Here is a 12,868-nt window from a genome sequence, read left to right as displayed (position 1 = left end):
TTTGCCCTTTAGCTGCCATAAAAAAATGCACCCCCTAAAGTTCATCGGTAAACCACAGGGGTTTTTCCAATGTCTACTTTAAGGGGTGCACTTCACTCTAGCTTTGGAGAGAAAGATGGCTTTTTTCTATTCGGGCTCTTCTTCGAAAAAATCACCTTGTTCCAAGGTATACACAAAATTTTGCAACCATTCGTAATACTTTTTTGCATGTCTGAGCTTGTGCAAATCTTGGAGGGCGAGCTTTCGTTCCTCATCAGAGGTACTTTCCAAAAGGATCAGCTCGGTTAATTCAGGCAGTGCCTGGTCGATGGCACCGGTCATCACATCGACTTCACGCTGCAGCTTGAATGTGAAGAAGTTTTGAAACGCTGTGAAGAAGTTGGTCTCCGCCGCATACAGCTCTTTTCGTTCCTGCTTTTCCTCGAGTTTTTTGACCATGCGGGATTCCATTAAGGATCTCACTGCATAGCTCATGTTGCTTTTGCTCATGTTCATCTGTGTTTTCATCTCGTCGAGAGTCATCGGACGATTCTCGAAGAACATGACACCGTAAAGCTGACCAGAGGAATGAGTAGCGCCATACAAGTCCATCGTTTCTGCTATGGCTTCGATCATTTGTTTACGAATATGGAGGCGTTTTTCTTCTCGTACATTTTCGTCGTTCAAAGACATGCGAATATTCACTTCCCTCTCGTGCCACCGTCATCATCATTTCGTTCAATGCTTTTTGTATGATACTTCCATTATAGCAAAAAGTTTTTCTACACAGTGATAAAGCTATTGTTATGAGCATTTACGTAATCTTAATGCTCAATTAACAGTGGTTTCATGGGCGAAACACAATGCGAGTGTACAATAATTTTTGAACGCAGATGGTTTTTATCCGATACTTTCTTTCAGAAAAGGAGAATCACCGTGAAAATCAAGTGGAATGTGATGGCAGCAACGTTGGTCGTTACGAGTTTGTTGGCAGGCTGTGGAGCACCGAAGACAGAGGGAACAGCATCGAACAGTGGTCAAACTGGCTCGGAGACTGCAGTGTCTAACGCTTCTGGAGAAATCAATGTGTACACGGCAATTGAAGATGAACAGATCAAGACGTATCTGACTTCTTTCAAAGAGCAGTATCCGGATATCAAAGTAAACATCGTTCGTGACTCCACTGGCATCATGACAGCCAAGCTGATTGCCGAGAAGGACAACCCGCAGGCGGATGTGATCTGGGGACTGGCTGCCACGAGTCTCTTGGTGATGGACGATATGCAAATGCTTGAGCCATATGCTCCCAAAGGCGTAGATCGTGTACTGCCTGAATTCAAGGACAAGGCCAACCCGCCAAAATGGGTAGGCATGGATATTTGGGAGACAGCCATTATTGTCAACAAAGCAGAGATGGAAAAACGCAATCTGGCTATCCCGCAGTCGTACGAAGATTTGGTCAAGCCAGAATACAAAGGCTTGATCGCGATGCCTCACCCTGCTTCTTCTGGAACAGGCTACTTGACCGTCAACGCCCTGCATCAGTTGTACGGCAAGGACAAGGTTTGGGCATACATGGACAAGTTGCATGAAAACATGATGGTCTACACGCACTCTGGCTCCAAGCCAGCGAAGATGGCGTCCGCTGGTGAAGCGCCAATCGGTATCTCTTATGGATACAGCGGCATTAACGAACAGAAAAAAGGAGCGCCAGTCGAAGTCGTGTTCCCGAAAGAAGGCTCGGGCTGGGATATGGAAGCAAGCGCGCTCGTAAAGAAAAAAGACATCAAGCCAGAAGCAAAATTGTTCCTCGACTGGGCGATCAGCGATGAGCCGATGAAGGAATACAACAAGAACTACGCGATTTTGAGCATCAAGCAAGAAGGAAGTCAAATTCCGGAAGGCTACAAACAAGACCCTGTATCGCAGTTGACCAAGCTGGACTTGTATCAAGCAGCAAGGGACCGCGAAGGCATTTTGAAAGAGTGGGAGCAGAAGTACGGCTCCAAGGCTGAACCGAAAAAGTAAAAAATAAAGGGGCATTTGTGATGGAGCAAGGCTATTTGTCATTACGCAATCTCGCCAAGCGATTCGGGAAGCACACAGCGCTTCAGGACATTCAACTGGACATTGCCAAGAATGAATTCATCTGTCTGCTCGGACCGAGTGGCTGCGGAAAAACAACGTTGTTGCGAATCCTCGCAGGACTGGAAAAAGCGGATCAAGGGAGCGTTGTCATTGCCGGGAAAGACATTACCTCGCTGCCAGCAGGGAAACGGAATTTTGGCATGATGTTTCAATCGTACGCGTTGTTTCCGAATTTGACGGTCAGTGAAAACATTGCTTACGGATTGCGTAATCGCTTCTCCAAGGCACAAATTGCTGATCGGGTAGAGGAAATGCTTCAACTGGTTGAGCTGGGAGAACACCGCAACAAAGTCCCGGCTCAATTATCAGGAGGGCAGCAGCAGCGGGTAGCACTGGCGAGGGCCTTGGCGTTTTCGCCGGACTGCTTGCTCTTGGACGAGCCATTATCTGCGCTGGACGCCAAGGTTCGTGCCAAACTCAGGAACGAAATTCGTCGGCTCCATCATCAATTCGGGATGACGACGATTATGGTGACGCACGATCAGGAGGAAGCATTGACGATGGCGGATCGCATCGTGGTCATGAACCAGTCGCGCATCATTCAGGTCGGTACGCCAAAAGAAGTGTACGAGCGTCCCAAAACGCCATTTGTCGCTGATTTTATCGGAGCTATCAGCTTTATCCAGTCGGATAAGCACTCGGATCAGGCTATGCTCGCCATCCGTCCGGAGCATGTCCAGTTGCTGCGTGACGGTCATGAAAAAGGCAGACAAGGAATCGTGCGTGAGTTGGAATATCGCGGTACGCATTATCGGATTGTGGCAGAGTTGATCGGTCCACAAGGTACTTTGTTGCAACAGTTTGTCACGATTGATGTCCCGGCACATGCTATGGTGTCTCATCATGTTTGGCCGGATCAAAAAATTGCCTTCACCCTGCCGCCAGAGCATGTCATTCGTTTTGATGATACGGCAGACCTGGCTGTTGGCTAAGGAGCGTACACGATATGGACACCTGGTTAAAACGAATACGCCCTGATGCCAACAAATGGAGCCAAAATGCGATCATCGTTTGCATGACCATCGCGCTGTTGTTCGCCATCCTGCTGCCGCTCGGTGAGCTGGTGCTCAAGGCAGTTACAGATCAGGACGGGAATTTTATCGGGCTCATGCATTTTGCCAATTACTTCTCTACGCCGGCTCTCGTGATGTCATTGTGGAATTCCATTAAGGTGTCGACGGTAACGACGATCATTGCCGTTACGTTAGGCTTCGGATTTGCTTACGCACTGGAGAGAAGCGCGATCCGCGGCAAATGGTTTTATCGGTCTGTTGCGCTCTTGCCGCTATTCGCACCCTCTATGCTGCACGGCTTGGCGCTCACCTACTTGTTTGGCAATCAAGGGCTGATTTCTACCGGATTTTTTGGTCTGTTGCCGGAATTCCGCATTGAGCTCTACGGGCCCATCGGGATTGTGATGGCGGAAGTACTCTATACGTTTCCGCAGGCGTTTCTGATGCTGTCGGTGGCACTCGCAAGTGCAGATTACCGGATGTATGAAGCGGCAGAGACGCTTGGGGCGTCCAAGTGGCGCAGATTTTGGACGGTCACGGTACCGGGAACGAGGTTTGCGCTGATCAGTGCCATTTTTGTCTGCTTCGTCTTGACCTTTACCGACTTCGGGGCTCCCAAAGTGGTCGGCGGGCAGTACAACGTGCTAGCGACAGATTTGTACAAGCAGGTTATCGGGCAACAAAATATGCAAATGGGTGCGGCCGTTGGGGTGCTGCTGTTGATACCAGCTGTGATTTCTTTCGTGATCGATCGCATCTCCCAGCGTAAACAGAGCGGTTGGTTGAGCGCGAAATCCATCCCTTACCGAATTGAACGCAACAAACTGCGGGATGGGTTGTTTTACGTGCTTTGCTCCGCCGTGTCCGCTGTGATTATTAGCATTATCCTGGTTGCTATTTACGGCTCTCTCGTAAAAGTGTGGCCGTACAATCTGTCCATTTCCTTTGCGCACTACGAAGACTTTTTGGATGGCAAAGGACCGTTTGTGACGAGCTTGCTTATCGCGTTTGCCACGGCTTTGATTGGCACAGTCGCTACTTTTTTGTTCGCGTATCTCATCGAGAAGTCACGGGGGCATCGTCTGCTGCGTCAGTCAGCGTATTTTCTGTCCATGCTGCCGCTTGCATTGCCAGGACTCGTGCTCGGTTTGATCTACGTATTCTTTTTCAACAATCCGAATCAACCATTGCACGGCATTTACGGCACGATTTGGATCGTCATTTTGTGTAACATCGTTCACTTCTACTCGGTTTCTTTCCTGACGATGACGTCCGGTCTGAAGAAGCTAGATAGCGAGTTCGAGGCTGCATCAGAATCGATGAATGTGCCTTGGTATCGGACATTGCTGCGGGTTACGGTTCCGCTGTCATTGCCGACGATTTTGGAAGTGTTCCTCTACTATTTCATCAACAGCATGGTGACGGTCTCGGCCATTATCTTCTTGTATGCACCAGACCTGAAACCGGCTGCGGTTGCGATTGTGAATAAGGAGGACTCAGGCGATATCGCGCAAGCTGCTGCGATGTCTACGTTAATCATCGTGGCGAATCTGTTGGTACGTACCGCGATCATGTGGATGTCAGGCAAGATGCAGAAAAGAACGGATGCGCTTCTCGTCAGGACGAAAGAGTAAAGCCAAGTCCGATTCAAAATGGAATGCAGGTGAAAAAGATGCCCGACGTACTTGTTAACAACAAGAGATATGCGGTCAAAGCGATTTTGTTCGATAAGGATGGTACTTTGCTGGAGTTTGTGCGGCTCTGGGGGTACTGGAGCGAATCCGTACATCGTCATTTTGCCAGCCAGCTTCCGCAGCCGACTGAGATCGCTCCTCTCGCAGAGCTGTGGGGAACTGTTCACGACGAAGACGGGCAGGTATGCGACTACAGCATCAATGGTCCGTTAGCGATGGGCTCGACTAGCGATTTGCTTGCGATCCTGGCATGGCAGGGATATCGTCAGGGACTATCGTGGGGAGAATCAATGCGACTGGCGAGAGAGTGCAAAGAGCGAGCTTATCAGGATATGGAGCAGACTCGTCCTGCCTATCCCATTCCGGGGCTGATCCCGTTCCTCGAACAATGTCGCGACCACGGAATGTTTATGGGGATTGTAACCGCAGACGAAACAGAGGAAGCGATCAAGCATATGGAATGGATGGGCATTCGCTCTTATTTTCCAGTCATTATCGGGAATGATCAGGTAGAGCGTGGCAAGCCTTATCCGGACATGGTGGTAAAAGCTTGTACCCAATTGGGCTTGAAGCCGAGAGAAGTCGCTGTCATCGGCGATACGAGCGGCGACATACGCATGGGGAAAAGTGCAGGTGTCTCGGTGACCATTGGCATTGTGAGCAAGGAAGACTCTTCTGATCGGATACGAATCCTGGAGGAAGCAGAAGCGGTGATTTCCTCCTATACGCAACTGAAGGTGGAGGCATCACGGCATGAATGAGGGGATCGGGTGGGGATGGATTCTCCTCACATTCGCTATTCTGCTGGAGCTAGCAGGTACGACTTCGATGAAACTATCTGCGGGCTTTACCAAGCTGTGGCCATCCATTCTGATGTTTCTGTTGTACGGTGCGAGCTTTACTCTGCTTAATTTCGCACTCAGCTATATACAGGTCGGAGTCGCTTATGCGATCTGGTCTGGTGTTGGGATTGTTTTAATTACATTCGTCGGTATTTTCTTATTCAAAGAAATGATCAATCTTCAGCAAATGCTTTGGATGTCACTCATTGTGATTGGTGTCATTGGTCTGAAAGTCAGCAGCAAGGTCGTGTAAAAATCATCAGTCGGACTCTATCAATCTGATCGAAATGAGGTGCGCGTTTATTATGAAAGTGATAAACAAAACGATGTCAATGGTACTGGGTGTTACGGTTGCCTTCATGGGAATGACTCAACCTTTTATGATCCAAGGCGTTCAGGCAGCTGGAGAGCAAACCGTCACGATGGACAAGCAAACCTATTTGTATGGTCAACCGATGTCCTTGTCGTATACAGGAGCTTCCCTGAAGGATTGGATCGGACTGTATAAAGCAGGTGCCATTCCACAGGGCAGCAACCCTTCTCTCACTTGGCAATACACGAGTGCAGCCGGTCAGCCAAACGGTACGATGAACTTTACGAAGTCATTGCCAGCAGGTGAGTATGAGGCGCTGTACATGCAAAATGACGGCTACAACATTTTTCAGCGTGCTCCTTTTTCGATCATTACCTTGAATCCTCCATCGGGCATTACTTTTGTCGATACGGATGACGATGCAGACCAGATTGCAGGCGATGTGAAAATCAAAATCCCTGCTGATCCTGCGAATGTGACTCATTACAATCTGTACTGGGGAAATGATGTAGGAAAGCTGCCAGGAGAGCCGATCATCGCACAAGTGCAGCCTCCAACTACGCCAGGTGAAACGTATGCGACCTATACAATCCCAGCTAACACGGTCATTCCAAAGGGCGCGACGAAGCTCCTCGCTTACTCGGATTCAACTGCGGGTGAAACGACAGCGAGCGCAGAGTTTACGATCCCAGGGATGGTGAAAGAGAAGCCATTGGTCAGTTTCGAAGTCATCACTGACATGCATGTGCAAACCAGCAAGGATCACGTTCATAATAAAAACCTCGAAGATGCCTTCAAAGATATGATTGCCCTGAATCCGGATAGTGACGGACTCATGACCATCGGAGACAATACCGAGAACGGAACCGAAGCGCAATATATGGAGCTGGCACGGATTTTTAACATGTACAAGGACCAACTCCCGGAAACATATTTTGTGCAAGGGAACCACGATGTTCGCTGGGGGGACTGGACGCAGTTTTCCGAGCTGTTCCACAAGTACACCAACATGAAGTCCAGCTACTACAATGTGTGGATTAACGGCTACCAGTTCATTTTCCTTGGCACGGAAAAAGGGCTGAAAGACTACTCCTACTTATCGGAATCGCAGTTGAAATGGCTGGACGAGAAGCTGGCTGAGTCCCAAGGCAAGCCGACGTTCATTTTCCATCACCAGCCGCTGAAGAACACAGTAGCCGGTGCCAATGATGGCTATCTCAAAAGCAATTACTGGTACGGTGTCAGACAAGATACGGAAATGAAAACGATTCTGGCGAAGCATCCTGGAGCGTTCCTGTTCAGTGGACATACACACTGGGAGTTGGGTGCGAAGGATACGATGTACAACGCCAAATACGCCACGATGTTTAATGCGGGCGCTACCTCTTATTTGTGGACAGACGCCAATACAGGCAAGGACGGAAGCCAAGGCTTTTTCGTGGAAGTTTACGACGATAAAGTCATGGTAAAAGGGAGAGATTTTAAAAACGACACGTGGATCGCCAATGCACAGTATGAAATCGATCTATCTGAGAAAATTCCAGTGGTAGACCCTTCTTCCGATCCAGATTTGACCCTGAGCAATCCTACGGTTCAGATGGTGAAAGAGAAGTACCTGTCGTCAGATGCGATTGAGGTGGCTTACACGAGCTCGGTAAGAGAAGACTGGATCGGTATTTTCCCTACAGGTACGAAGTTGGGCAAAAATGTAAAAGCAATCGCCCAACAAAAAACGAGCGGTGTGAAGCAACCGAATGGAACGGTCTCATTCAAGGAATTGAAGCTCGCTCCGGGCAAATACGATGCGATTTATGTCGGGGAAGCCGAATATCGCTCAGATAACGACAATATTGAACTCGGCCGAGTTACCTTTACCATTGTCGATGAGACGCAGGCACAAGCACCACAGGCGGTATCCTTTACCGATGCGGACACGAACAAGGGTGTGATTGGCGGGGACGTCACGATCACTCCTGCGGCAAATGAAGCGAACATTGACGAGTATGTACTCTACTGGGGGAACGACGAAGGCAAGCTGTCCGGTCAGTCAGCGATCGCATCTGTAGCCAAGACAGGAGATAAGGTCATCTACGCGATCCCGAATGGAACGGCAATTCCGAATGGCGCGACGAAAATTCTCGCTTTCTCCAAGCAAAAGGACACAGAGTCTGAGGACTTTGCTCAAGCAGCACTGAAGGATGCGTTTACCGAAGTACCACCAGTCACACCACCGGTAGATCCGCCTGTACTCACGCCAGATGAGCAGTTGCGCCAAGCCAATCGCGCTGCTGCTGAGGTAATTAAGAACGCTACAGATGAGGATGTAGTAGAGAAGCAAGCAGAGAATGCGATCAAGCAATTGTCCAAGCTGATCAAGGACGACAAGCTCAGTGATTCTACGCATCTTGCTTTGGTCTCCGATGCAACGGATACCGTGTTGGCTGCGATGGTTTCCAAGTGGAAAGAGGATATCGTCGATGAGGATCAAGTGTTAGAACAGACCTACTCGCTGTTGAAGGATGCTTTCTTGCCAGTTGTTGATGAGATCGAGAAAAACGATCAAGAACAATGGGAGCAAGCAGTAAAAGTCATGGCTCATGTAGCAGAGACGACGATTGCCAAGCTAGATAAAGACGATCTCTCTGAAAAATGGGTGAAAAAGCTGAAAGAACCGATCGCGGAGCTTTTGACACAAGTCAGCACGATCGAAGCAGACGATAGCGAAAATACGGAGAAGGTAGTCGCTCAGATCGAACGTTTTGCCCAAGCAGTAGAGTCCATCGAGACAGCACTGGACAAGCAAGCATCACTGTTTGACCTGGAGAAGACAATCGAGATTCGCATGGACGGCGCTCGTGATGAAGTGCGTGCAGCGAAAAAATCGAAGGAAGAAGAAAAATCTTCGATGACACTAAGTGGTGATATCGTAGATGCATTGGCACAAAAGCAAATCAATGTGGCCCTGGTGAACAAGGAAGACGCAGGTGTATGGCTGTCCAGCGAGCTTCTCAAAGAGCATGACGGTGCGGATATCCACGTCGAGCTCTCAAAGCCGGACGACATCAAAAAGCCTTCGAAATCGGGCAATGCCAGCGATATGTACGAAGTTCGCCTAGAAGCAGACAACCAGGAATTGAAGAGCTTTGACAGCAGGACTGTCCGCATGATTCTGCCGTACGAGCACAAGGAAAAATATTTGACGGCTCAGTACTATGATGAATCGAAGCGAGTATGGAACGTCCTCAAGACCTCCAAAGGCAAAACAGTCGATGTCATCAAAACGGGTGACCGCGCAAGCTTCGAAATCGAGGAGCCGGGCATCTACATGGTCGCAAATACAGGTCTGCAAAGAGTGAACGTTACACCAAGTAGGGCATCCCTGTTGCCGGGTGAGAGTCTCCAGCTCGAGGTGACCGGATGGTTCTCGAACCGTACCGAGCAGGATTTGACTGACGGAGAGAGCGGAACCGTCTATGAATCTGACAACAGCAGCGTCACCGTGGATGAAAACGGCTTGATCGAGATTTCCGAGGATGCGCGACCTGGCAAAAAAGTTACCATCAAGGTGAGCAACGGAGAAAAATCGACCAAAGTGACGTTCACGATTGCAGAGGTCAAGAGTATCAACCTGTCCGCCAAAAAGAGTACAGTAAAGCCTGGTAGTACGGTTCAAATGAGCGTATCGGCTACCATGACGGATCGCAGCCGACGCGATATGACCAAGGAAAGCACAGGAACCACTTACAGTGTCGTGGAAGCGGAATATGCTGAGATTAGCGAAGATGGTCTGGTAACCGTCCATGAGGATACGCCGGACAAAACTACCGTGACGATTGTTGCCGAAAACGATGGTCATACAAGCGAGTACACGTTGAAAGTGAGAAAATAGTTTTACCGAGTTACTAGGAAGAGCCTGACCAGTGATGGTTGGGCTTTTTTCATCATAATTTAGCGTGCAGCGGCTCATGCTACTAGTGGCAGACTCATTCCCGATCATTTCCTTCCATGGTAAACTGTCATGTGAGTGTAAAGATTCATCCATTCTTTCCTACTAGGTGGTACATACATGCGGTCTATATGGAAGATTTACAAAACGGACTGGATTAACATTTTCAAGGTTCCGACTGGGATTTTTCTGATCATCGCCATCATTCTCCTTCCTTGTTTATACGATTGGATCAACATCAAATCAGTATGGGACCCTTACGCCAATACGCAAGGTGTCAAGGTGGCGGTGACGAGCGAGGATCAGGGAGCCACGGTTGGCGATCAAAAGGTCAACATCGGAGACGAGCTCGTAAAGAGCTTGCATAACAACCAGAAACTAGGGTGGACCTTTGTGGACAAAGAAGAGGCCAGACGGGGCGTGGAGCGGGGCGATTATTATGCCAGCATCCTTATTCCAGCTGATTTTTCCACAAAAATCACGGGAATTGTCCATGGCAACCTGAACAAGCCTGAAGTGATTTATACGGTCAATGAAAAAGTGAACGCCGTCGCACCCAAAATCACCTCGTCAGGTGTTTCAGCGATTGCCAAGCAGATCAACGAGAGTTTTACAGAAAGCGTCAGTGAAGCCTTGCTGATGAAGCTTACGGAGATCGGCATTAAAATTGAAGAGCAATTGCCGACCATCCGCAAAATCGAGAGCGGCGTTTTCCAACTGGAAAAAAGCTTGCCTGAGATTCGTGCCGCAGGGCAAAAGGTGTTGGAGATTGAGAAGAAACTTCCCGAGATTCACGAGAAAGCGCAGATCATTCTGGAAGTGGAAAAAAGAATCCCCGAAATCAATCAAGCAGGGCAGGCCGTGCTCAAAATCCAGCAAAACTGGCCGAAAATCAATGAGGCGTCGTCGGTCATTATCGCGATGGAAGACAAGCTGCCGGTGATTGAGCAAGCCGTTGGACGAATTGAAGAGCTGGATCAAAATTTTGATAAAGTCGCAAACGCAGTGACTACGGCCACAGAAAAAGCGAGTCAGGCTATTGAGATTGTTTCAGCTGCGCAACAAGCGTTGCCGCGTATCGCTGATCTGACTGATAAGGGCGCGGCTGTTGCTGATCAGCTCAATGACTTTTTTACGAAGCATGACGGTGCCTTTGAAACGATTGCACCGCTGATCAAGCAAAATCTCATCTTAGCCCAGCAAGCATCGGATGCGCTCACACAACTTACAGACAGACTGTTGCAAATCAATCCGGATCGCCTGCCTACTGCGAGTGAGGTAAATGCCGTGAAAGACAGGTTATCCAGAGCAGTGAATGTTTTGGGGCATACCGCATCGCTTGTAGAGAAAGTAAACAGTTATATTCCTGGACAGCCATTGAGTCATTTCGCAGAGAGGCTGCGCACGATTGAGAACAGAATGAACCGGCAAATCGAGATTCTCGGCATGATTGCAAGCGCGCTGGAAAAAGGCAAGCAGCCTGCGAAAGATTTGGTGGAGAGCTTGAATCAGCTCTCGAAAAACACCAGCGCGGAATTGGGAGACATCCTGTCCCGTTACGATAGCGAAATCGTTCCGAAAATATCCGAGGGCATTGAAAGGCTGAAGGTGATCACAGGAGAATCTGCTGATCTACTGCATAAGGCCCAAGAAAAACTTCCGGATATCGAATCGATTCTCCAAGAGACAAAGACGGGCTTGGAACTGGGATTGGCAGAATTGAAGCGAATCCAGCAGGAGATGCCGCAAATACGGGCGCAGGTCCACGAGCTTGCCCAAACGCTCAGAAGTAAGTCGGATGCTTTTGCAAATGCCATTCGCGTAGCAGCTCCGTTCTTGAAGGGGAATCTTCCTACTATCGGGAAGAAGCTCGACGAGGCAGCGGCATTCGTCCAGAACGATCTGCCTAAAGCGGAGGCGAATTTGACCAAGCTGGCTGATTTTGTGCGCTACAAGCTCCCGGAGGTGGAGGCAGGAGTCCACAGAGTTGCTGCATTGGTTCGCGACGATCTACCCAAGCTGGAGAGTGCCATTGGGCAGGCCGCCGACAAGCTGAGAGAAGTCGAGGCGAACAACAACTTCGCCGATCTTGCCAAGCTATTGCGCGGCGACATTAAAAAAGAGAGCGAATTCCTCGCAAGCCCCGTGCAGATCAAGGAAAACCGCCTCTACCCGATACCGAATTATGGTTCGGCCATGTCACCATTTTACGGTGTGTTGTCTCTCTGGGTAGGTGCGACCTTGTTGATTTCCCTGTTGAAGCCGAATGCGGAAAATCCGGGCGGAGTGTACAAGCCGTATCAGCTGTACCTGGGCCGCTTAGGGACGTTTGTGACAATTGGGCTGTTTCAGGCGTTGTTCGTCACGCTCGGTGATATTTACATCCTGGGGGCCTATGTAGCGGATAAAGCTCCGTTTGTGTTATTCGGTATGCTGGTCAGCCTGGTTTTTGTCACGATTACGTACACGCTGGTGTCCGTTTTCGGCAACGTGGGCAAAGGCATCGCGATCATCTTCATGGTGTTTCAATTCTCTAGCTCGGGCGGTACGTTCCCGATCAGTATGACTTCACCGTTTTTCCAAGCGCTGAACCCATACATGCCTTTCACGTATGCAATCAGCCTGTTACGTGAAGGGGTGGGCGGCATCCTCTGGGAAACGGCGATCCGGGATATACTCGTATTATTCGGCTTTATTGGTATCAGCCTGTTTGTGGCGCTCGCGCTGAAGCGTCCGTTGAGCGGAATCATTGAAAAGTCGATGGAGAATGCGAAGAAGACTAAGATTATTGGGTAAAAGGACACCTTTTTAAGGTGTCCTCAGGTTGTCGAGAAAGTCTCGGCAACCTTTTTTTAGTTCGGATTACTTTTATAAATTACCGCGTTAATATAGTATAATATGATTATTAATATAGCTTTGGACGGTGGTATTTC

The 12,868-nt window shown here is 49.1% G+C and carries 8 protein-coding genes; 7 read left to right on the top strand and 1 reads right to left on the bottom strand.

The window, feature by feature from the left end; all coding sequences use genetic code 11:
• Positions 1-126 precede the first annotated feature (126 nt).
• Positions 127-672 carry a GbsR/MarR family transcriptional regulator gene (locus tag ACFVS2_RS34430; RefSeq protein WP_390241173.1) on the bottom strand — a complete coding sequence of 182 codons (546 nt, stop codon included), beginning with the start codon at positions 670-672 and terminating at the stop codon, positions 127-129.
• Between the two features lie 243 nt (positions 673-915).
• On the opposite strand from ACFVS2_RS34430, the gene ACFVS2_RS34425 reads away from it, so the two are divergent.
• The 7 genes from ACFVS2_RS34425 to ACFVS2_RS34395 all read left to right on the top strand — a co-directional run bounded on the left by ACFVS2_RS34425 (position 916) and on the right by ACFVS2_RS34395 (position 12,731).
• Positions 916-2,007 carry a putative 2-aminoethylphosphonate ABC transporter substrate-binding protein gene (locus ACFVS2_RS34425; protein WP_390241170.1) on the top strand — a complete coding sequence of 364 codons (1,092 nt, stop codon included), beginning with the start codon at positions 916-918 and terminating at the stop codon, positions 2,005-2,007.
• 20 nt (positions 2,008-2,027) lie between these two features.
• Entirely contained in the window at positions 2,028-3,059 is a 1,032-nt protein-coding gene (locus ACFVS2_RS34420) for an ABC transporter ATP-binding protein (RefSeq protein ID WP_390241167.1), read from the top strand.
• 14 nt (positions 3,060-3,073) lie between these two features.
• Positions 3,074-4,774, top strand: a complete 1,701-nt coding sequence (locus ACFVS2_RS34415; protein WP_390241164.1) for a putative 2-aminoethylphosphonate ABC transporter permease subunit — start codon at positions 3,074-3,076, stop codon at positions 4,772-4,774.
• Positions 4,775-4,812: 38 nt separating this feature from the next.
• Entirely contained in the window at positions 4,813-5,595 is a 783-nt protein-coding gene (locus ACFVS2_RS34410; protein WP_390241161.1) for an HAD family hydrolase, read from the top strand.
• A complete protein-coding gene (locus ACFVS2_RS34405; protein ID WP_173620462.1) occupies positions 5,588-5,929 on the top strand; it encodes a DMT family transporter in 342 nt (113 codons plus the stop codon). Before ACFVS2_RS34410 ends, ACFVS2_RS34405 begins: the two co-directional genes overlap by 8 nt.
• Before the next feature lie 52 nt (positions 5,930-5,981).
• Positions 5,982-9,878 carry a metallophosphoesterase gene (locus tag ACFVS2_RS34400; protein WP_390241157.1) on the top strand — a complete coding sequence of 1,299 codons (3,897 nt, stop codon included), beginning with the start codon at positions 5,982-5,984 and terminating at the stop codon, positions 9,876-9,878.
• A 177-nt stretch (positions 9,879-10,055) separates the two neighbouring features.
• Positions 10,056-12,731, top strand: a complete 2,676-nt coding sequence (locus ACFVS2_RS34395) for a YhgE/Pip family protein (RefSeq protein ID WP_390241154.1) — start codon at positions 10,056-10,058, stop codon at positions 12,729-12,731.
• Positions 12,732-12,868 lie beyond the last annotated feature (137 nt).

The organism is Brevibacillus sp. NPDC058079 (genome assembly GCF_042885155.1).
Lineage (GTDB): Bacteria > Bacillota > Bacilli > Brevibacillales > Brevibacillaceae > Brevibacillus.
This window is presented reverse-complemented; position numbering and strand designations above follow the sequence as displayed.

Coding starts and splice junctions, on each gene's coding strand:
- ACFVS2_RS34395 (WP_390241154.1), top strand. CDS start 10,056: ATGCGGTCTATATGGAAGATTTACAAAACGGACTGGATTAACATTTTC.
- ACFVS2_RS34410 (WP_390241161.1), top strand. CDS start 4,813: ATGCCCGACGTACTTGTTAACAACAAGAGATATGCGGTCAAAGCGATT.
- ACFVS2_RS34400 (WP_390241157.1), top strand. CDS start 5,982: ATGAAAGTGATAAACAAAACGATGTCAATGGTACTGGGTGTTACGGTT.
- ACFVS2_RS34430 (WP_390241173.1), bottom strand. CDS start 672: ATGTCTTTGAACGACGAAAATGTACGAGAAGAAAAACGCCTCCATATT.
- ACFVS2_RS34420 (WP_390241167.1), top strand. CDS start 2,028: ATGGAGCAAGGCTATTTGTCATTACGCAATCTCGCCAAGCGATTCGGG.
- ACFVS2_RS34415 (WP_390241164.1), top strand. CDS start 3,074: ATGGACACCTGGTTAAAACGAATACGCCCTGATGCCAACAAATGGAGC.
- ACFVS2_RS34405 (WP_173620462.1), top strand. CDS start 5,588: ATGAATGAGGGGATCGGGTGGGGATGGATTCTCCTCACATTCGCTATT.